A 21,034-nucleotide genomic window follows, 5' to 3' on the forward strand; every position below is an offset into this window, starting at 1 on the left:
GCCTGGCAGCAAGCTTAGCGGCTAAGCGTGAATTGTCCATCGGACTTACCTTAACTGAATAATCCCTGCATATGGTGCACGCCTTCGCGCGCCAGCTGGAAAGCGATAAACCACATCACCAGCCCCACCAGCGTGTTAATCACCCGCTGTGCTTGCACTTTGCGCAAACGTGGAGCAAGCCAGGCCGCAAGTAAAGCAAGGCTGAAAAACCACAGAAAGGAGGCGCTCACCGTGCCCAACGCAAACCAGCGTTTTGGCTCCGCATCCAGCTGACCGCCCAAACTGCCGAGCACCACAAACGTATCGAGGTAAACGTGGGGGTTCAACCAGGTAACCGCCAGCATCGTGGCGATTATGCGCCAGCGCCCCTGGCGCATTGCTTCAGCATTCGCCAGTTCAATGGTGCTACCGAACGCCGTTTTCAGTGCACCAAAGCCGTACCACAACAGAAACGCTACGCCCCCCCACGTCACCAGTACCAACAGCCACGGCGACTGCATCAGCAATGCGCTCCCACCGAAAATACCCGCACAAATCAGTAATACATCGCTGAGCGTGCAAAGCGCTGCGGTCATGATATGGAACTGCCTGCGGATGCCCTGATTCATGACAAAGGCATTTTGTGGCCCAAGCGGCAGGATCAACGCAGCCCCAAGCATAAGGCCTTGAAAATAATAAGATAGCACGAGGTGATTCCATCAGAGTTGTTTCGAACACTGACTATAGCGCGGGACAATCATTAGATGAAATGGATAATATTAATCGTTAATAAGCATTCCTAATACAGAAGAGCACCAATAAGGCCGGAACCCCGGCCTTGATGTTTACTGCTCTGTGGAATTTTTCACGCGTTTGAAATTCACGTCCATCTGTGGATACGGGAAACTGATACCGTGTTCGTCAAAACGGCGTTTGATAAGTTCCAGCACATCCCAATAAACGTTTTGCAGATCGCTGCTTTTGCTCCAGACGCGAACTACAAAATTGATCGATGAAGGTCCTAATTCATTGAGGCGTACCGTCATTTCGCGATCTTTGATAATGCGTTCGTCAGCCTGAATAATTTCAGTCAGGATGCGTTTCACCTCATCAATATCTGAATCATACGCCACGCCAATAATAAACTCGTTGCGCCGCACCGGTTCACGGGAGAAGTTAACAATATTCCCGGCGATGATTTTGCCATTCGGTATAACCACAATACGCCCATCGACAGTGCGCATGGTGGTGGAGAAAATCTGCACCTGCAATACCGTACCGGCCACACCACCCAGATCAACATACTCGCCTGAGCGGAACGGGCGGAAAGTTACCAGCAGCACGCCAGCAGCAAGGTTAGAGAGCGAGCCTTGCAACGCCAGACCGATGGCCAAACCGGCGGCGCCAAGAACCGCGATCACTGAGGCGGTTTGCACGCCAACGCGCCCCAGTGCGGCAATCAAAGTGAACGCGATAATACCGTAGCGCACCAGCGCGGAAAGGAAATCCGCCACCGTCGCGTCAATGTGGCGCGCCACCATCAGGCGGTTAACAGTATTCGAGACAATGCGCGCCACAATCATCCCGACAATGATGATAGCAATAGCCGCCACGATATTAACGGCATAGCTCAATAGCAGCGCCTGGTTGTTCACCAGCCATGAACCTGCATTATTAATGCTGTCGACAACGTCAAGATCTTCCATTCGAGCTTCCTTATGTTGTTCCAAAACGGGAAAACCACCCCTTCCAGCAAGGAGAGATCCCTAAAGGGTAAACAATAAGCCGCCATTTCGCCAAGTTGATCACATTTTGTGTTCGCAGGCATTTTGTTGAATTCACAATAAAAAAGGCCCGCAAAATGCGGGCCTTTTCAGACAGAAGCAGTGTAAATTACAGAACGTCTACCGCGTTCAGCTCTTTGAAAGCCTGCTCCAGACGAGTCACCATGCTGGTCTGCGCAGCACGCAGCCATACACGCGGATCGTAGTATTTTTTGTTCGGCTGGTCTGCGCCTTTCGGGTTACCCAACTGGCCCTGCAGATAGCCTTCGTTTTCTTTGTAGTACTTCAGAATACCTTCCCAGGTTGCCCATTGGGTGTCGGTATCGATGTTCATTTTGATAACGCCGTAGCTTACGGAGTCTTTGATTTCCTGAGCGGAAGAACCGGAACCACCGTGGAATACGAAGTTCAGGCTGTTGTGCGGCAGGTTATGTTTCTTAGAAACATATTCCTGAGAGTCGCGCAGGATAGTCGGGGTCAGTTTCACGTTACCCGGTTTGTACACGCCGTGTACGTTACCGAAGGAAGCGGCGATGGTGAAACGCGGGCTGATTTTGTTCAGCTCGGTGTATGCGTAATCAACGTCTTCCGGCTGGGTGTACAGTGCAGACGCGTCCATATGGCTGTTGTCTACGCCGTCTTCTTCACCACCGGTGCAACCCAGTTCGATTTCCAGCGTCATGCCCATTTTGGCCATACGCGCCAGGTATTTGGAGCTGATCGCGATGTTCTCTTCCAGAGACTCTTCAGACAGGTCAATCATGTGAGAAGAGAACAGCGGTTTACCGGTAGCTGCGAAGTGTTTTTCACCCGCGTCCAGCAGGCCGTCGATCCACGGCAGCAGTTTTTTCGCGCAGTGGTCGGTGTGCAGGATAACCGGTACGCCGTAGTGCTCTGCCATCTGGTGTACGTGATGCGCACCAGAGATAGCCCCCAGAATTGCCGCGCCCTGAGGAACGTCAGTTTTCACGCCTTTACCCGCGATGAACGCTGCGCCGCCGTTAGAGAACTGAACGATAACAGGCGCTTTAACTTTCGCTGCAGCTTCCAGAACAGCGTTAATGGAGTCAGTACCTACGCAGTTAACCGCAGGCAGAGCGAAGTTGTTTTCTTTAGCTACCTGGAACACTTTCTGAACGTCATCACCAGTGATCACGCCAGGTTTTACGAAATCAAAAATTTTAGACATGTTACGTAGTCCTGTATCTTCGGCCGTTGTACACATCATCCTTCAAGCTGACTCGGCGCTGGCTGCCTTCGCTTACATCAGAGACTTATTGCAGTCAGTTCCTGATGATTCACTCCGTTGCCGCCTTGATGCAACTTGAATGATTTTGTGTAGAGAATTAAAGCGAGCCCGAAAGCGCGCTGAAAACAGGGCAGGTTTCCCTGCCCTTGAATGTCTTACTTCTTAGCGCGCTCTTCGAGCATGGCTACTGCCGGCAGTACTTTGCCTTCCACAAATTCGAGGAACGCGCCACCGCCAGTGGAGATGTAGGAAATCTTGTCAGAGATACCAAACAGGTCAATCGCCGCCAGAGTGTCGCCGCCGCCTGCGATGGAGAACGCGTCGCTGTCTGCAATCGCGTTAGCCACAATTTCGGTACCTTTACGGAAGTTCGGGAATTCAAACACGCCAACCGGACCGTTCCACAAAATAGTTTTGGCGTTTTTCAGGATTTCAGCCAGTTTTTGTGCAGAAACGTCGCCCAGATCCAGAATTTGCTCATCATCTTTGATGTCAGAAACAGATTTCAGGGTTGCAGTTGCGGTTTCAGAGAACTCAGTCGCAACGCGAACATCTGTCGGAACCGGGATATCGCAAGTACCGAGCAGGCGTTTGGCTTCATCAACCAGGTCAGCTTCGTACAGCGATTTGCCAACATTATGGCCTTGAGCAGCAACGAAGGTGTTAGCGATGCCGCCGCCAACAATCAGCTGGTCAGCGATTTTGGACAGAGAGTCCAGAACAGTCAGTTTAGTGGAAACTTTAGAACCACCCACGATAGCAACCATCGGACGAGCCGGTTCTTTCAGCGCTTTACCCAGCGCTTCCAGTTCGTCTGCCAGCAGCGGGCCTGCGCAAGCGACATCAGCAAATTTACCGATACCATGCGTAGACGCCTGAGCGCGGTGTGCAGTACCGAATGCGTCCATCACGAACACGTCGCACAGTGCAGCGTATTTTTTAGACAGTGCTTCGTCGTCTTTCTTCTCGCCTTTGTTAAAGCGAACGTTTTCCAGAACGACCAGCTCACCCGCAGCAACTTCTACGCCGTCCAGGTAATCTTTAACCAGGCGAACCGGGTTGGACAATTTGTCTTTCAGATAGTTAACAACCGGCAGCAGAGAGAATTCTTCGTTGTACTCGCCTTCGGTCGGACGACCCAGGTGGGAAGTCACCATTACTTTCGCACCCTGCTTCAGCGCCAGTTCAATGGTCGGCAGAGAAGCACGAATACGCGCGTCGCTGGTCACTTTGCCATCTTTAACCGGCACGTTCAGATCAGCACGGATGAAAACGCGTTTACCAGCCAGATCCAGATCGGTCATCTTAATTACAGACATGGTGAATCCTCTCAATGATTCTTAAAGTTTTGCGAGCGCTGTTGCGCCCTACCTGAAACCAATAGCCGCCATTGCTAACGTCGTGTCGAGCATTCGGTTAGCAAAGCCCCATTCGTTATCGCACCATACCAGGGTTTTAATCAGGTGCGCGCCACTGACCCGTGTCTGCGTGCCATCAACAATGGCACTATGCGGATCGTGGTTAAAATCGGTTGAAACCAACGGTAATTCCGTATAGTCAACTATACCATGAAATGTTCCCTGCGCTGCTTTTTGCAGCAACGCATTGACTTCACTGGCTTTTACCGGTTTCTTCACCGTTACACTCAGATCGATAGCGGTGACATTAATTGTCGGCACACGTACCGCTATCGCTTCAAATCTGTCATTAAACTGCGGGAAAATTCTCGTGATGCCTGCCGCCAGTTTTGTATCCACCGGGATGATGGACTGACTGGCCGCGCGCGTACGCCGCAAATCGGGATGGTAGGCGTCAATCACTTGCTGGTCGTGCATCGCCGAGTGAATCGTTGTCACGGTTCCTGACTCAATGCCATACGCATCGTCGAGTAGTTTTATGACCGGAATAATACAGTTTGTCGTACAGGACGCGTTAGAAACCAGCAGATCGTCGGCTCGCAGCGTGTTTTGATTGACGCCGAAAACGATAGTTGCATCAAGGTCGTTGCTGCCAGGATGGGAGAAGAGCACTTTTTTTGCCCCCGCCGCCAGATGCGCCTCGCCATCTTCACGGTTGCCGTACACGCCTGTACAGTCGAGCACCACATCAACGCCTAACTCACGCCACGGCAGCGCATCGATAGCACGCTCATGCAGAATGCGAATAACGTCATCGCCGACTATCAGTTGTTCACGCTCCTGGCGAACATCCCATGCGAAACGCCCATGGCTGGTGTCATATTTCAACAAATGCGCCATGCCCACGGCATCGGCCAGTTCGTTGATTGCCACCACGGTGATTTCCGCCCGACGTCCGGATTCATATAAAGCACGAACCACATTGCGCCCGATGCGACCGAAACCATTAATCGCTATGCGTACGGTCATAACTCTCCTGCAAGGCTAGCCAGCCTGAAGTGGATGACAGAGTAATCCAGCAACCACAGAAGGGGAATCCTCGCCTGCTTAAACTGCGTCTGTTTGATTATTTGTCGAACATTTAGCCGACTGAAACGCTTCAGCTAGAATAAGCGAAACATGGAATAAAAGGAATGATTGTCCAGACGGTTTCGCCAGTAATCTGACCTGCATCACATTTTCACTGGAATAATTGGCGCGTCCGAAGGGCTTGTTGCTGAGGTTAAGAATTAATAGAAAGGGGAACAAGCGCAACAACGCATCCCTGCGTGATGTGTTGATAAAGGAAGATTGATCCCGGCAAAACGCTTTACTGGGGATGATTAAAACCAGCTACGTTCCGCTATTTTTGGTTCGGTGCGCTCTGCACGCGGCATCTCAACCGGCAGCGAGGAGAGTTGTTTAGCCCACAGATCGGCTACCCATTTCACGCCCCTGGCGGTAAAACGCGCCTGAGACCAGCTACGTTTGTTTTCCCCTACGCCGCCGTGGACGGTAAAGTAGCCCGCATCGATATGGTACTGCGGCGGCATCAGCGCACCGTCGACGCGCTGCATAATGTTGCGCTCAAGCAAAAAGCTCCGGAACAGAGACTCCTTCACCCGTAGCATCTTACAAAGCTGCCGGAAACCAAGCGACTCCTCAACCCTGACATACCGGTCAAAGAACTCCGCCTTTGGGGCAGAAACGGCAAGCAGCGCTTCCGCACGCTGGCGCTTTTCATACTGTTCGGCCCATGCGCGCGCCGCGGCTGCGGGATTAGTGAAATCGGGCAGGCTGATATCTTTTTCTTTCTCCTGCCAGCGATCGAGCATCTCTGCAGTAAAGCCTGGCGAGAGGCGCGAAACCGTCAGCAGTGAGTCCCGCTTATTGAGCAAAAACTCCTGTCGCATCTCACCTTCCCGCTCATACACATGTTCGTTCACCGGCTGGGAGAGTCGTTGCGCAGTCTCCAGGCTTTTCACCATCCGTTTCACTTCGGTGTGAGTCAGGCCTGTCAACTTCGCGATTTCGCGGCTGCTGACCGTCGCCAGAGCCTGTTGGGAATTGAAATTTTCACCAGGAATTACCATAGGTTCACTCCTTACACATACTCACCCTGGATAATCTGTAGAATTATTATACGACTTACTGTACAAATATCCAGTATATTTTTTATGCACAAATCAACGGCGTAGAGGTTGTTCTGTAAAAAGAGGGCTAAAAATGGGAAGTAAACGGCTGGAGACGCTAACGCAGCGGTATGGCTGATTGAGGGGGATAGGGGTGGATAAAACTATGTTTAGCTGGCCTGCAAATCTGTGGCCTTGATAAAACCCAGGCACAATGGGAAATGGTGGTCATGCTGGCCCGGCAGGACTTGCGCCGCCGGGCCAGAGGATGATTACAGCAGCGCTTTCGCTTTTTCTACAACATTGTCGACGGTGAAACCAAACTCCTCGAACAGCTGCTCTGCCGGGGCGGACTCACCAAAGGTGGTCATACCGACGATAGCGCCGTTCAGGCCGACATATTTGTACCAGAAGTCAGCAATACCGGCTTCAATCGCCACGCGAGCAGAGACCGCTTTCGGCAGTACGGACTCACGGTAAGCCGCATCCTGTTTGTCGAATGCGTCGGTGGACGGCATGGAAACCACGCGCGCTTTCACGCCTTCGGCAGAGAGTTTTTCCCATGCCGAGACAGCAAGCTCAACTTCTGAGCCGGTGGCAATCAGGATCAGCTGCGGCTGACCTGCGCAATCTTTCAGTACGTACGCACCGCGGGAGATATCTGCCAGCTGCTGCGCGGTACGCTCCTGTTGCGCTAGGTTCTGGCGGGAGAGGATCAGCGCAGTTGGGCCGTCATGGCGCTCAACACCGTATTTCCACGCCACCGCAGATTCTACCTGGTCACACGGACGCCAAGTGCTGACGTTCGGAGTAACGCGCAGGGAAGCGACCTGCTCTACCGGCTGGTGAGTCGGGCCGTCTTCGCCCAGACCAATCGAGTCGTGGGTGTAAACCAGCACCTGACGCTGTTTCATCAGCGCTGCCATACGCACCGCATTACGGGCATATTCAACGAACATCAGGAAGGTGGAGGTGTACGGCAGGAAACCGCCGTGCAGAGCGATACCGTTAGCAATCGCGGTCATGCCGAATTCGCGCACGCCGTAGTGAATGTAGTTACCGGCAGCGTCTTCGTTAATCGCTTTCGAACCGGACCAGAGAGTCAGGTTAGAAGGCGCCAGGTCAGCGGAACCGCCGAGGAATTCCGGCAGCAGCGGACCGAAGGCTTCGATAGCATTTTGAGAGGCTTTACGGCTGGCGATTTTCGCCGGATTGGCCTGCAGTTTTTCAACAAACGCCTGCGCTTTAGCATCGAAGTCAGACGGCAGCTCGCCCTTCATACGGCGGGTGAATTCAGCCGCTTCCTGCGGGAAGGCTTTCGCGTAAGCCGCGAACTTGTCGTTCCACGCCGCTTCTTTCGCCTTGCCAGCTTCTTTTGCATCCCACTGAGCATAGATTTCAGACGGGATTTCAAACGGTGCGTATTTCCAGCCAAGCTGCTCACGGGTCAGCGCGATTTCCGCATCGCCCAGCGGCGCACCGTGGGAGTCGTGGGTACCTGCTTTGTTCGGCGAACCGAAACCGATGATAGTTTTGCACATCAACAGGGACGGTTTATCCGTCACGCTACGAGCTTCTTCAACGGCGCGTTTGATAGCATCCGCGTTGTGGCCGTCAATGCCGCGAACCACGTGCCAGCCATAGGCTTCAAAGCGTTTCGCCGTATCATCGGTAAACCAACCTTCCACGTGACCGTCGATGGAGATGCCGTTGTCATCATAGAACGCCACCAGTTTGCCCAGCTTCAGCGTACCGGCCAGCGAGCAGGCTTCGTGGGAGATGCCTTCCATCATGCAGCCGTCGCCCATAAAGGCGTAGGTGAAGTGGTCAACAATGTCATGCCCAGGACGGTTGAATTGCGCTGCGAGAGTTTTCTCCGCAATCGCCATACCTACCGCGTTGGCAATGCCCTGGCCCAGCGGACCGGTAGTGGTTTCAACACCTGCGGTGTAACCCACTTCCGGGTGACCTGGCGTTTTTGAGTGCAGCTGACGGAAGTTCTGCAGCTCAGACATCGGCAGATCATAGCCGGTGAGGTGCAGCAGGCTGTAAATCAGCATTGAGCCGTGGCCGTTAGACAGCACAAAGCGGTCACGGTCAGCCCAGGCCGGATTTGTCGGGTTATGGTTCAGAAAATCACGCCACAGCACTTCGGCGATATCGGCCATCCCCATCGGGGCTCCCGGGTGACCGGATTTGGCTTTCTGTACCGCGTCCATGCTCAGCGCACGAATAGCATTAGCAAGCTCTTTACGTGAGGACATTTTGACTCCAGATCGGACTGTTAAGGGCTGTTCCCGTAACGACTTGACGACAGCGCGTTTTGGGCTACGCCGGAAAAAAGTGCCAACAATGTAACCTAAGCGACAAGTCATGTACATGGAGCATCCTTTTGCCGATTCAGAAATCTCTGGAAGCTGCTCGCATGTTGCGCAATCTCCTCGCCCGCCTTCTGTTCTGTTCCTTATACTTAGGCTCACCACCGGTTCGCCTGAATTGGTGTATGAACAGAATAGCTATCCAATCATTGCGGAAGAGAACAAATGAAAATTCGCCCAGCCCTGCTTGCTCTGGGAATGACCACCCTGCTTGCCGGGTGTCAGAACATGAACTCCAACGGTTTTCTCAGCTCAGGAGCGGAAGCGTTCCAGGCCTATACGTTGAGCGACGCGCAGGTAAAAGCGCTAAGCGATGACGCCTGTAAGCAGATGGACAGCAAAGCGACTATCGCCCCGGCGAGCAGCCCGTACACGCAGCGTTTGAATAAAATTGCCACCGCTCTGGGTGACAACATCAATGGCCAGCCGGTGAACTACAAAGTCTACGTGGCGAAAGACGTCAACGCCTTCGCCATGGCGAATGGCTGCATCCGTGTTTACAGTGCGCTGATGGACATGATGACCGATAACGAAGTTGAAGCGGTGATTGGCCACGAAATGGGCCACGTGGCGCTAGGCCATGTGAAGAAAGGCATGCAGGTTGCGCTCGGCACCAATGCGGTGCGCGCGGCGGCGGCCTCCGCCGGCGGGATTGTGGGCAGCTTGTCGCAGTCGCAGCTTGGCGCACTGGGCGAGCAACTGGTTAACTCCCAGTTCTCTCAGCGCCAGGAAGCCGAAGCGGATGACTACTCTTATGATCTGCTGCGCAAACGCGGCATCAGTCCAGCCGGGTTAGCCACCAGCTTCGAAAAACTGGCGAAGATGGAAGAAGGCCGTCAGAGTTCGATGTTTGACGATCACCCCGCCTCGGCTGAACGTGCGCAGCATATCCGCGATCGCATGGCGGCAGATGGCATTAAATAATGCATTGGGAGGCAATCTTGCCTCCCTTTTTTTCTATGGCTGAAACCGCCTCTCGCTGAACGAAGCAGAGTGACTGCCGCATTGCGCCGTTATCACAGGATCACTACACGTTGTTCCTTCCCGGCCTCTTTGATCCATCTGCGGCGATGCAAAGGAAGCAGATCGCGAGTAACACCGCTTTCGCGCAACGCTCTTTGTGTCGAGCCTTAGATAAAAAAATCCCTTCCGCACCGTGCTGGCGAGGAAGGGATTCAGTTCGTTACCGGTCAGACGCTATAACCTGCGTTATTCGTCTTCCAGATAGGTGTAGCCGTAAAGCCCGGCTTCGAACTCTTCGAGGAACTGCTGTTGCAGCGTCTCATCAAGCCCGGTCTGTTTCACCTGATCGCGGAACTGCGTCAGCAGCGTGTTCGGATCGAGCTGCACGTACTGCAGCATATCCGCCACGGTGTCGCCTTCATCAGAAAGCTCCACTTCAACGCTACCATCCGGGAAGACAAACACGTCCACCGCTTCGGTATCGCCGAACAAGTTATGCATGTTACCAAGGATCTCCTGGTAAGCACCGACCATAAAGAAGCCCAGCATCGGCGGGTTCTCCGGATCGTATTCCGGCATCGGCATGGTGGTCGCAATCCCGTCGCCATCCACGTAGTGATCGATAGCGCCATCGGAATCACAGGTGATATCCAGCAGCACCGCACGACGTTCCGGGGCATGGTTCAACCCTTCCAGCGGCAGAACCGGGAAAAGTTGATCGATCCCCCACGCATCCGGCATCGACTGGAACAGCGAGAAGTTGACGTACATTTTGTCCGCCATGCGCTCCTGCAACTCATCAATGATCGGACGATGCGCGCGGTTGCTCGGATCGAGTTGCTTCTGCACTTCGTGGCACATATTCAGATAAAGCTGCTCAGCCCACGCGCGCTCTTGCAAACTGAACGTGCCGGAGGAGTAACCGACATGGATATCGTGCAGATCCATCTGGCTGTCGTGCAGCCATTCGCGTAGCGAACGGCGGGTACCCGGTTCATGCATCTCCTGCCAGGTTTCCCACATGCTCTGCAATGCGCGCGGCGCGTCTTCAGCCGGTGGCGTCGCTGGCGTGTACTCGTTACGCTCAACGCCAATAATGTTGGAAACCAGCACGGTATGGTGCGCGGTGACGGCACGGCCAGACTCGGTGATCACCGTCGGGTGCGGCAGACCGTGCTCTTCACAAGCATCGCCAATCGCCCAAATGATGTTGTTGGCGTATTCATTCAGGCCATAGTTGACTGAACAATCGGACTGGGAACGCGTACCTTCATAGTCCACGCCAAGGCCGCCGCCCACGTCAAAGCACTGAATATTGACGCCAAGTTTATGCAGCTCAACATAGAAGCGCGCCGATTCGCGCACGCCAGTGGCGATATCACGAATGTTCGCCATCTGCGAACCGAGGTGGAAATGCAGCAGTTGAATGCTGTCTAAGCGTCCGCGCTCACGCAGAATTTCCACCAGTTGCAGTACCTGGGTCGCCGCCAGACCGAATTTGGATTTTTCGCCACCGGAGGACTGCCATTTACCGGAACCCTGCGATGCCAGACGCGCACGCACGCCAAGACGCGGTACCACGTTCAGGCGCTCGGCTTCTTCCAGCACAATGGCGATTTCGGTCATTTTCTCAATCACCAGATAGACCTTATGGCCCATCTTTTCGCCAATCAGCGCGAGGCGAATGTATTCACGGTCTTTATAACCATTACACACAATCACCGAACGGGTCATGCCCGCATGCGCCAGAACCGCCATCAGTTCCGCTTTGGAGCCCGCTTCCAGCCCCAGCGGTTCGCCGGAATGGATCAGGGACTCAATCACGCGGCGATGCTGGTTCACCTTGATCGGGTAAACGAGGAAATAGTCACCGTTGTACCCGTAGGATTCACGCGCACGTTTGAAAGCGGCGTTAATCGAACGCAGACGGTGTTGCAGGATCTGCGGGAAACAGAACAGCGCGGGCAGACGTTGCCCCTGCGCTTCACGCGCTTTTACCAGCTGCGCCAGGTCGACACGGGCTTGTGGGACGTCCGGATCCGGGCAAACGCTGATATGGCCCAGCTCGTTGACGTCGTAGTAATTATTGCCCCACCAGGCAATGTTATAAGTACGAAGCATCTTGCTGGCTTCCTGGGAGCTCATCGCAACCTCCTGCATGGAACGTAGTACACCTTGTTCGCCTGCTGACGAAGGCGAAACCGAAGACATGTCGTCAGACATAACGAACCTCAATAGATGAAAGTGTATACCCTGTGCACATCACGACGCCCAAAGGCGGCCGCGCGAAAATGCATACGGATAAAATAGTTGACTACTATCGCAGTGACACATAGCGATAACAACCCATAAACAGCCTGACTTTTCAGCGCAATATGCTGAAGCACCGACTGCGCGACCGGTTTCTTATTCATATCATTGTAAAACACGTATCGGGACTCGAGTATGACAGCCCGGCGAAACCACGAGAAAACCCCTGATCTAACAGGAGAGCCCTTGTTCAGTTATCACAATGCCTTACCGGCTCTGGAGTCCTGAGAAGCGCCGAAATGGGTATAACATCGGCAGGTTTGCAGATTTGAAATGCAGGTTGCGGGGAATAAACGCACGTCAGAACGACGCGACAGGTCCTGTAGAAAACAGCGCTTCATTATCTCTTATCACCTCCACGCAAGCCGTTAAGACCCGCGACAAGCCAAAGCCATTAAATTCACTGCTTAACCCGGCTGGAAGTGGCGACACAGCGTTTCTGCCGTGCGCTTTTTTAATGAGCCGCGCGCGGCGTTTTATACCGAGAACGGGGTGAAAATGCAAAATAAAAAAGCTGTGTTTGCCGCATTGCCAGGAAAATTTTCCGTCACTATTTGTGACAGGATGTGGCGAGCATCAAAAAACGCTGGCAATAGGGTCAAGAATTAACCTAGAATAGCCATCCAGATGTTAATCCGTCCATACGTGAAGAATGTATGCGCAGACCGATTAACACGCAGACTTCATGTGTCACCTTCTGCAGTCCGCGTCCGCCAGACGCGAAGACCTCCGGACACAGAATTCGAGCTAACCGTATTACTCCAGGGTGAAAACTTACTATGGCAAAACACCTTTTTACGTCCGAGTCCGTCTCTGAAGGGCATCCTGACAAAATCGCTGACCAAATTTCCGATGCCGTGCTGGACGCTATCCTTGAGCAGGATCCGAAAGCACGCGTTGCTTGTGAAACCTACGTCAAAACCGGCATGGTACTGGTAGGTGGTGAAATCACCACCAGCGCGTGGGTAGATATCGAAGAGATCACCCGTAACACCGTCCGTGAAATCGGCTATGTGCATTCTGACATGGGCTTTGACGCGAACTCCTGCGCCGTACTGAGCGCAATTGGTAAACAGTCTCCGGATATCAACCAGGGTGTTGACCGTGCAGACCCGCTGGAACAGGGCGCTGGCGACCAGGGCCTGATGTTTGGCTATGCGACCAATGAAACCGACGTGCTGATGCCAGCACCGATCACCTATGCTCACCGTCTGGTTCAGCGCCAGGCTGAAGTGCGTAAAAACGGCACGCTGCCGTGGCTGCGTCCGGACGCGAAAAGCCAGGTGACGTTCCAGTATGACGACGGCAAAATCGTCGGCATCGACGCGGTAGTTCTGTCTACTCAGCACGCAGAAGAGATCGATCAGAAATCCCTGCAAGAAGCGGTGATGGAAGAGATCATCAAACCGATCCTGCCGACCGAATGGCTGAACGCCTCAACCAAATTCTTCATCAACCCGACTGGCCGTTTCGTTATCGGTGGTCCAATGGGCGACTGCGGTCTGACCGGGCGTAAAATCATCGTTGATACCTACGGCGGCATGGCTCGTCACGGTGGCGGTGCATTCTCCGGTAAAGATCCATCAAAAGTTGACCGTTCTGCGGCATATGCTGCGCGTTACGTGGCGAAAAACATCGTTGCGGCTGGCCTTGCCGATCGCTGTGAAATCCAGGTTTCTTACGCTATCGGCGTGGCTGAACCGACCTCCATCATGGTGGAAACGTTCGGTACGGAGAAAATTGCCATCGAACAGCTGACGCTGCTGGTGCGCGAGTTCTTCGATCTGCGTCCGTACGGCCTGATTCAGATGCTGGATCTGCTGCATCCGATCTACAAACAAACCGCCGCATACGGTCACTTTGGTCGTGAAACTTTCCCATGGGAAAAAACCGACAAAGCGGCGCTGCTGCGTGAAGCAGCCGGTCTGGAATAATTCTCTGACCGCGTTGCCGTTCAGGCCAGCCTTGTGCTGGCCTTTTTATTTTTGACACCTGTTCATTCCGCCGCGATTTTTTCCAGCGCCTATACTCACTTATCCCGCACCGCACTTATCTGAAAGCGATTACACCGCTGCGCTTCGCTGATTTTTCAGACTTTTCCTTTTGAAAAACGAACATAACATGACTGTTACATTCCGTTTCGGTTTAGTCTGAAACTCACCGCGCCCCCTCTCCTTTACCGCCCAACAATTCTATAATAATTAACACTTTTATTTACATTGACGGCCTTATTGCAATGTAACCGATTACACTCATGTGATGTAAATCACGTATTTTTAGAGATGAGTGGCCTACCTTTTACATCGAAAAAACCAATGACATGAATGGAGGGCATAATGCCTGACAATAAAAAACAGGGGTATTCAAACAAGGCAATGACCTTCTTTGTTTGTTTCCTCGCTGCACTGGCAGGACTGCTTTTTGGCCTGGATATTGGGGTAATCGCTGGTGCGTTGCCCTTTATTACCAAAGATTTTCAGATTAGCGCACACACGCAGGAGTGGGTGGTCAGCTCAATGATGTTCGGTGCCGCCGTCGGCGCCGTCGGCAGCGGCTGGCTCTCCTGGCGCCTCGGGCGTAAAAAAAGCCTGATGATTGGCGCGATCTTGTTTGTCATCGGTTCGCTCTGTTCTGCGGCCGCACCAAACGTGGAAGTGCTGATTATTTCCCGCGTACTGCTCGGTCTGGCGGTTGGTATTGCCTCTTATACCGCGCCGCTGTATCTCTCTGAAATCGCGCCGGAAAAAATTCGCGGCAGCATGATTTCCATGTATCAGTTGATGATCACTATCGGGATTCTGGGCGCTTATCTCTCTGACACCGCGTTCAGCTATAGCGGCGCATGGCGCTGGATGCTGGGCGTTATCATCATTCCGGCGATTTTGCTGCTGATTGGCGTGTTCTTCCTGCCGGACAGCCCGCGCTGGTTTGCCGCCAAGCGCCGCTTCCATGACGCCGAACGCGTGTTGTTGCGCCTGCGCGATACCAGCGCCGAAGCGAAAAACGAGCTGGAAGAGATCCGCGAAAGCCTGCAGGTAAAACAGACCGGCTGGGCGTTGTTCAAAGAGAACAGCAACTTCCGCCGCGCGGTGTTCCTTGGCGTGTTGTTGCAGGTGATGCAGCAGTTCACCGGGATGAACGTCATCATGTATTACGCGCCGAAGATCTTTGAACTGGCGGGCTACACCAATACCACTGAGCAGATGTGGGGCACGGTGATCGTCGGTCTGACTAACGTACTGGCGACCTTTATTGCCATCGGTCTTGTCGATCGCTGGGGACGCAAACCCACGCTGGTGCTGGGCTTCCTGGTGATGGCGGCTGGTATGGGCATTTTGGGTACCATGCTGCATCTGGGTATCCATTCGCCATCGGCACAATACTTTGCTGTCGCCATGTTGCTGATGTTTATTGTTGGCTTTGCCATGAGTGCCGGTCCGTTGATTTGGGTACTGTGTTCCGAAATTCAGCCGCTGAAAGGCCGCGACTTCGGTATCACCTGCTCCACCGCGACCAACTGGATTGCCAACATGATTGTCGGCGCAACCTTCCTGACCATGCTGAACACGCTGGGCAACGCCAACACCTTCTGGGTCTACGGCGGTCTGAACGTCTTGTTCATCGTGCTGACGCTGTGGCTGGTGCCGGAAACCAAACATGTTTCGCTGGAGCACATTGAGCGTAACCTGATGCGTGGCCGCCCGCTGCGCGAAATTGGTTCTCACAACTAACCTTAAAGGCTTCCTCTGCGGAGGAAGCCTTTGCTTTTTGCCTGTTGCACTCCTGCCCCGCCCCACCTATTCTCTGCACTTATGAAAACTCCCCGTCTTCCAATCGCTCTTCAGCAAGCCGTGATGCGCAGCCTGCGGGATAAACTCGCGCAAGCGAACCTGAAACTGGGGCGCAACTACCCGGAACCGAAACTGGTATATCAACAGCGCGGCACGGCGGCAGGCACCGCCTGGCTGGCTGATTACGAGATCCGACTTAACCCCGTATTGCTACTCGAAAACCAGCAGGCCTTTATTGAAGAGGTGGTTCCTCACGAGCTTGCCCACTTGCTGGTGTGGAAGCACTTTGGTCGCGTCGCGCCGCACGGTAAAGAGTGGAAGTGGATGATGGAGAGCGTGCTCGGTGTGCCCGCTCGCCGCACACATCAGTTCGAACTGGAATCTGTGCGGCCCAATACTTTCCCATACCATTGCAAATGCCAGCAGCACCAGTTAACGGTACGGCGACACAATCGCGTGCTGCGCGGCGAGGCGGTTTACCGCTGCGTACACTGCGGCGAGCCGCTGGCTGCCGGCGCGAGTAACTGAATCCATTAAGAAGTTTTCCGCGCGAACTGATTGCATCAGGCAACAGCTTCCGCTACGTTGCGAACTCGTTTTGACAGGGAGTTCGCCATGTTTCGTTTTATCTCACTCTTCTTCGCGCTGATAGCAGTTCCCGCCTTCGCAGCGGACGGTATCAACAGTTTTGCCCAGGCCAAAGCAGCGGGCGTCAAAATTAACGCCGATGTGCCGGGAGATTTTTACTGCGGCTGTAAAATTAACTGGCAGGGTAAAAAAGGGGTTATCGACCTCGCGTCTTGCGGCTATCAGGTGCGTAAAAACGAAAACCGCGCCAGCCGGGTCGAATGGGAACATGTCATGCCCGCCTGGCAGTTCGGCCATCTGCGCCAGTGCTGGCAGGATGGCGGGCGTAAAAACTGCGCCAACGATCCGGTGTACCGTAAAATCGAAAGCGATATGCACAACCTGCAACCCGCCGTCGGCGAGGTAAACGGCGATCGCGGCAACTTTATGTACGGTCAATGGAACGGCGGTGAAAGCCAGTATGGCCAGTGCGGCATGAAAATCGATTTCAAAGAAAAACTCGCCGAGCCGCCGGAACGCGCTCGCGGTGCGATTGCCCGTACCTATTTCTATATGCGTGACCAGTACCAACTCAGCCTTTCACGCCAGCAAACGCAGCTTTTCACCGCCTGGGACAAGCTTTATCCGGTAACCGACTGGGAGTGCAAACGTGACGAGCGCATCGCCAACGTGCAGGGCAACCATAACCCTTACGTGCAGCGCGCTTGCATGGCGCGAAAGAGCTAACCTACACTAGCGGCATTTGTTACAGTCCGCCCCGCCCGTTAATTCCGGCCGGGGCTGCAACCTAAGCGGATTCGAAATACCATGCGCATTCCCCGCATCCACCACCCAGAACTTATCCAGCCAGGCCATGATATCGCCCTCAGCGAAGATGCCGCCAACCATGTCGGCCGCGTGCTGCGTATGGGGCAAGGCCAGGCCATTCAGCTTTTCGACGGCTCCAATCAGGTGTTTGAGGCCGAAATTATCCGCGCCGATAAAAAAAGCGTGGTGGTGAAAATTCTTGGCAGTGAAGTGGACGATCGTGAATCGCCGCTGCATATTCACCTCGGCCAGGTGATGTCGCGTGGTGAAAAAATGGAATTCACTATCCAGAAATCGATTGAGCTTGGGGTAAGCCTCATTACGCCACTTTTTTCTGAGCGCTGCGGGGTTAAACTGGATGCTGAACGCCTGAACAAGAAGCTTCAGCAGTGGCAAAAAATTGCCATTGCCGCTTGTGAACAGTGCGGCCGCAACCGGGTGCCGGAAATACGTCCGGCCATGGATCTCGAAGCCTGGTGCGCCGAAGAGGAAGCAGGCTTAAAGCTGAACCTGCATCCGCGCGCCAGCCAGAGTATCAACACGCTGCCGCTGCCCGTTGAACGCGTGCGCTTACTGATTGGCCCGGAGGGCGGGTTATCCGCCGACGAGATTGCGATGACCGCGCGTTATCAGTTCACAGATATTTTGTTAGGCCCCCGTGTGCTACGCACAGAGACTACGGCGCTTACCGCCATCACCGCGCTTCAGGTGCGCTTCGGCGACCTGGGTTGAAAGGAGAAGCAGAATGATCAAGCTCGGTATCGTGATGGATCCCATCGCGGACATCAATATCAAAAAAGACTCCAGCTTCGCCATGCTGCTGGAAGCTCAGCGCCGCGGCTACGAGCTGCACTATATGGAGATGGCGGATCTTTATCTGATTAACGGTGAAGCCCGCGCCCGTACCCGCACGTTGTCCGTCGAACACAATTACGACAAATGGTATGAATTCGGCAGCGAACAGGATCTTGCTCTCGCTGAGCTGGACACCATCCTGATGCGTAAAGATCCGCCGTTCGATACCGAATATATTTATGCGACGTACATCCTTGAACGCGCGGAAGAAAAAGGCACGCTGATCGTTAACAAGCCGCAGAGCCTGCGCGACTGCAACGAAAAACTGTTCACCGCCTGGTTCCCGGAGTTAACCCCGGAAACGCTGGTTACGCGCAACAAAGCACAACTGAAAGCCTTCTGGCAGAAGCACTCCGACATCATTCTTAAGCCGCTGGACGGCATGGGCGGTACCTCAATTTTCCGCGTTAAAGAAGGCGATCCAAACCTCTCGGTTATCGCCGAAACGCTCACAGAGCTTGGCAGCCGCTACTGCATGGCGCAAAACTACCTGCCCGCCATCAAAGATGGCGACAAACGTGTGCTGGTCGTTGATGGCGAACCGGTGCCTTACTGTCTGGCGCGCATTCCGCAGGGCGGTGAAACTCGCGGTAACCTCGCCGCAGGTGGACGCGGCGAACCGCGTCCGTTAAGCGAAAGCGACTGGGCTATCGCGCGTAAAGTCGCGCCGGTGCTGAAAGCCAAAGGGTTGATCTTTGTCGGACTGGATATTATCGGCGATCGCCTGACTGAAATTAACGTCACCAGCCCAACCTGCATTCGCGAAATCGAAGCGGAATTCCCGATCTCCATTACCGGTATGTTGATGGACGCTATCGAGAAACGCCTCGGAAAATAACTGTCATAGAAAGGTGCGGGACGGATCCCGCCCCTCGCCAGCTTTGGCTAGTGACAGCACTCCGCTTTCCCCCCATACTAGGCTGTCGCTTTTTTGAACCAGGAAACAGAACCTCTGACAATGAATTTACAGCATCACTTTCTTATTGCCATGCCTGCTCTTCAGGATCCCCTCTTTCGTCGCTCCGTGGTTTACATTTGCGAGTACAACGATGAAGGTGCGATGGGGCTGATTATTAATAAGCCTCTGGAAAACCTGAAAGTGGAAGGTGTTCTGGAAAAACTCAAAATCCAGCCCACAGAACGCGATCCGGCAATCCGCCTGGATAAACCGGTGCTGCTTGGCGGCCCGCTGGCTGAAGATCGCGGTTTTATTCTGCACACGCCACCAGCGGCATTCTCGTCGAGCATTCGCGTGTCGGATAACACCGTGATCACCACCTCGCGCGATGTGCTGGAGACGCTTGGCACGGCAGAGCAACCGAGCGAAGTGCTGGTAGCGCTGGGTTATGCCTCGTGGGAGAAAGGGCAGCTTGAGGAGGAGATCCTTGATAATGCCTGGCTCACTGCGCCTGCGGATCTCAACATTCTGTTTAAAACGCCGATCGCCGATCGCTGGCGTGAAGCGGCCAAACTTATCGGTATCGATATCTCTACCATGCCTGGCGTGGCAGGGCACGCCTGATGAGCGGAACCCTGTTAGCCTTTGATTTCGGTACCAAAAGCATTGGCGTTGCCATCGGGCAGCGTATCACGGGCACCGCTCGCCCACTCAGCGCGCTGAAAGCGCAGGACGGCACACCGGACTGGAAGCTTATCGAAAAGCTGTTAAAAGAGTGGCAGCCCGAGTCTGTCATTGTGGGTTTGCCGTTGAATATGGACGGCACCGAGCAACCCCTCACCGCCCGTGCCCGTAACTTTGCCAACAAAGTTCATGGCCGTTTTGGCGTGCAGGTGACGCTGCATGATGAGCGCTTAAGCACCGTAGAAGCCCGCGCCGGGCTGTTTGAACGCGGCGGTTTTCGCGCGCTCGACAAAGGAAGTGTCGATTCCGCTTCCGCAGTCATCATCCTTGAGAGCTACTTCGAACAACATTTCTGAACCTGTCCCGACCAGCCGTTCTCCCTGTTCCTGACCCAACGAAAGCCGCGACCTGTTCGCGGCTTTCTGCCGATCGTTCTCACAGTTTCTGGCTATGCTTTTTGCATTTCATCGCGTGTTTCTATAAAAGAAACATAATGGCGTTAGCCAGCGTCAGGATTTTTCCGTCAGGCGTTCGACCAGCGCGTGAAGTGCCTGCAGCCGTGTGTCGACGACCGTGTCGTCAACGTGCCACATTCCGGCAAAGGCAAGTGCGGCGGAGTGCGCACCAAGCGGTTTTGCCATCGAGACTTCACCGTCATCATGGTGCCAGACCACATGGCCGCGCTCGCGTTGCTCGGCAACATGCGGACCAAGCAGTCGCCACTGCTCTTCGCTAAAGCGCTGTTGCAGGGTTTCATCACTTTCTGCCGCCAGTAAGGCCATGCCGATGACAGACTGCCAGGCCGGAAGCATATGAAAACCAGCCAGCGCCTGGCTGACCTGGCTACCGGGCTCGGAGTGATAGATATAGATCACCTGATCCTCCCAGAGCACGCCCATTGCCACCACGATATCTTTCGGGGCATGGCTTTCCAGTAGTGGCAGCGCCTGGGAAAACAGTGCCGAACCACGAATAGCCTGCGCTGCCAGCGCATGGATACCGGGACCGGGCAGATAGCGGCGCTGTGCGTCCTGCATCGTCAGGCCAATAGAAGCCATAGTCATCAACAACCGGTTTACACGGGTTGTGTTAATGCCCATCAGGCGAGCCAGTTCGCGACAGCCAATGGCGCGATCGCTGGAAACCAGATACTGCAGGCAGCGAATGCCGTCGATCAGGCTTTGATTGGGTTGTGAAGACATTGCAGGTTCACTTTTCA

The 21,034-nt window shown here is 54.1% G+C and carries 20 protein-coding genes; 9 read left to right on the plus strand and 11 right to left on the minus strand.

From position 1 onward, the window contains the following. Positions 1 to 50: 50 nt before the first annotated feature. The 7 genes from argO to tkt form a co-directional block, all read right to left on the minus strand. Positions 51 to 686 (minus strand): arginine exporter ArgO, encoded by a 636-nt coding sequence (gene argO / locus H650_RS10030; protein WP_044489481.1) that lies wholly within the window; start codon positions 684 to 686, stop codon positions 51 to 53. A gap of 138 nt (positions 687 to 824) precedes the next feature. Next, complete coding sequence (gene mscS, locus H650_RS10035) at positions 825 to 1,685, minus strand: small-conductance mechanosensitive channel MscS (RefSeq protein ID WP_020455153.1); 861 nt, start codon at positions 1,683 to 1,685, stop codon at positions 825 to 827. Between the two features lie 187 nt (positions 1,686 to 1,872). Continuing rightward, positions 1,873 to 2,952, minus strand: a complete 1,080-nt coding sequence (gene fbaA, locus H650_RS10040; RefSeq protein WP_020455154.1) for a class II fructose-bisphosphate aldolase — start codon at positions 2,950 to 2,952, stop codon at positions 1,873 to 1,875. A gap of 215 nt (positions 2,953 to 3,167) precedes the next feature. After that, complete coding sequence (pgk, locus tag H650_RS10045) at positions 3,168 to 4,331, minus strand: phosphoglycerate kinase (protein WP_017457593.1); 1,164 nt, start codon at positions 4,329 to 4,331, stop codon at positions 3,168 to 3,170. Between the two features lie 48 nt (positions 4,332 to 4,379). Further along, positions 4,380 to 5,399 (minus strand): erythrose-4-phosphate dehydrogenase, encoded by a 1,020-nt coding sequence (gene epd, locus H650_RS10050; RefSeq protein ID WP_020455155.1) that lies wholly within the window; start codon positions 5,397 to 5,399, stop codon positions 4,380 to 4,382. A gap of 353 nt (positions 5,400 to 5,752) precedes the next feature. Further along, on the minus strand, positions 5,753 to 6,502 hold the full coding sequence (locus H650_RS10055) for a phage antirepressor KilAC domain-containing protein (protein WP_020455156.1): 750 nt from the start codon (positions 6,500 to 6,502) through the stop codon (positions 5,753 to 5,755). 311 nt (positions 6,503 to 6,813) lie between these two features. Then, positions 6,814 to 8,805, minus strand: coding sequence for a transketolase (tkt, locus tag H650_RS10060; RefSeq protein WP_020455157.1), 1,992 nt, complete (start codon positions 8,803 to 8,805; stop codon positions 6,814 to 6,816). A 279-nt stretch (positions 8,806 to 9,084) separates the two neighbouring features. Here tkt and loiP point away from each other — a divergent pair, with 279 nt between their 5' ends. Beyond that, positions 9,085 to 9,843 (plus strand): metalloprotease LoiP, encoded by a 759-nt coding sequence (gene loiP / locus H650_RS10065; protein WP_017457589.1) that lies wholly within the window; start codon positions 9,085 to 9,087, stop codon positions 9,841 to 9,843. A 285-nt stretch (positions 9,844 to 10,128) separates the two neighbouring features. Here loiP and speA read toward each other — a convergent pair whose 3' ends face one another. The 3 genes from speA to yqgG all read right to left on the minus strand — a co-directional run bounded on the left by speA (position 10,129) and on the right by yqgG (position 12,533). Further along, complete coding sequence (gene speA, locus H650_RS10070; protein ID WP_071925225.1) at positions 10,129 to 12,105, minus strand: biosynthetic arginine decarboxylase; 1,977 nt, start codon at positions 12,103 to 12,105, stop codon at positions 10,129 to 10,131. A gap of 8 nt (positions 12,106 to 12,113) precedes the next feature. Further along, entirely contained in the window at positions 12,114 to 12,296 is a 183-nt protein-coding gene (gene yqgB, locus H650_RS26215) for an acid stress response protein YqgB (protein WP_141402812.1), read from the minus strand. Between the two features lie 93 nt (positions 12,297 to 12,389). Continuing rightward, on the minus strand, positions 12,390 to 12,533 hold the full coding sequence (gene yqgG, locus H650_RS26220) for a small protein YqgG (RefSeq protein WP_419177757.1): 144 nt from the start codon (positions 12,531 to 12,533) through the stop codon (positions 12,390 to 12,392). A gap of 438 nt (positions 12,534 to 12,971) precedes the next feature. On the opposite strand from yqgG, the gene metK reads away from it, so the two are divergent. The 8 genes from metK (at position 12,972) to ruvX (ending at position 20,171) form a co-directional block, all read left to right on the plus strand. Further along, complete coding sequence (metK, locus tag H650_RS10075) at positions 12,972 to 14,126, plus strand: methionine adenosyltransferase (RefSeq protein WP_020455159.1); 1,155 nt, start codon at positions 12,972 to 12,974, stop codon at positions 14,124 to 14,126. Between the two features lie 402 nt (positions 14,127 to 14,528). Next, positions 14,529 to 15,923 (plus strand): sugar porter family MFS transporter, encoded by a 1,395-nt coding sequence (locus H650_RS10080; RefSeq protein ID WP_020455160.1) that lies wholly within the window; start codon positions 14,529 to 14,531, stop codon positions 15,921 to 15,923. Between the two features lie 81 nt (positions 15,924 to 16,004). Continuing rightward, positions 16,005 to 16,511 carry a SprT family zinc-dependent metalloprotease gene (locus H650_RS10085; protein WP_017457584.1) on the plus strand — a complete coding sequence of 169 codons (507 nt, stop codon included), beginning with the start codon at positions 16,005 to 16,007 and terminating at the stop codon, positions 16,509 to 16,511. An 87-nt stretch (positions 16,512 to 16,598) separates the two neighbouring features. Then, positions 16,599 to 17,297 (plus strand): deoxyribonuclease I, encoded by a 699-nt coding sequence (gene endA, locus H650_RS10090; protein ID WP_020455162.1) that lies wholly within the window; start codon positions 16,599 to 16,601, stop codon positions 17,295 to 17,297. An 81-nt stretch (positions 17,298 to 17,378) separates the two neighbouring features. Continuing rightward, positions 17,379 to 18,110 (plus strand): 16S rRNA (uracil(1498)-N(3))-methyltransferase, encoded by a 732-nt coding sequence (gene rsmE, locus H650_RS10095; RefSeq protein WP_020455163.1) that lies wholly within the window; start codon positions 17,379 to 17,381, stop codon positions 18,108 to 18,110. A 13-nt stretch (positions 18,111 to 18,123) separates the two neighbouring features. Then, entirely contained in the window at positions 18,124 to 19,071 is a 948-nt protein-coding gene (gshB, locus tag H650_RS10100; protein ID WP_020455164.1) for a glutathione synthase, read from the plus strand. A gap of 120 nt (positions 19,072 to 19,191) precedes the next feature. After that, complete coding sequence (locus tag H650_RS10105) at positions 19,192 to 19,755, plus strand: YqgE/AlgH family protein (RefSeq protein ID WP_017457580.1); 564 nt, start codon at positions 19,192 to 19,194, stop codon at positions 19,753 to 19,755. Beyond that, the gene (gene ruvX, locus H650_RS10110) at positions 19,755 to 20,171 is read left to right on the plus strand and encodes a Holliday junction resolvase RuvX (RefSeq protein WP_017457579.1); all 417 of its coding nucleotides are present in this window, start codon (positions 19,755 to 19,757) and stop codon (positions 20,169 to 20,171) included. The genes H650_RS10105 and ruvX overlap by 1 nt, the downstream gene beginning before the upstream one ends. A gap of 153 nt (positions 20,172 to 20,324) precedes the next feature. Here the strand turns inward: ruvX and H650_RS10115 are convergent, their stop codons facing one another. After that, positions 20,325 to 21,017 carry an IclR family transcriptional regulator domain-containing protein gene (locus H650_RS10115; RefSeq protein ID WP_044489482.1) on the minus strand — a complete coding sequence of 231 codons (693 nt, stop codon included), beginning with the start codon at positions 21,015 to 21,017 and terminating at the stop codon, positions 20,325 to 20,327. Positions 21,018 to 21,034: the final 17 nt, after the last annotated feature.

The organism is Enterobacter sp. R4-368 (assembly GCF_000410515.1).
Taxonomy (GTDB): Bacteria; Pseudomonadota; Gammaproteobacteria; order Enterobacterales; family Enterobacteriaceae; genus Kosakonia.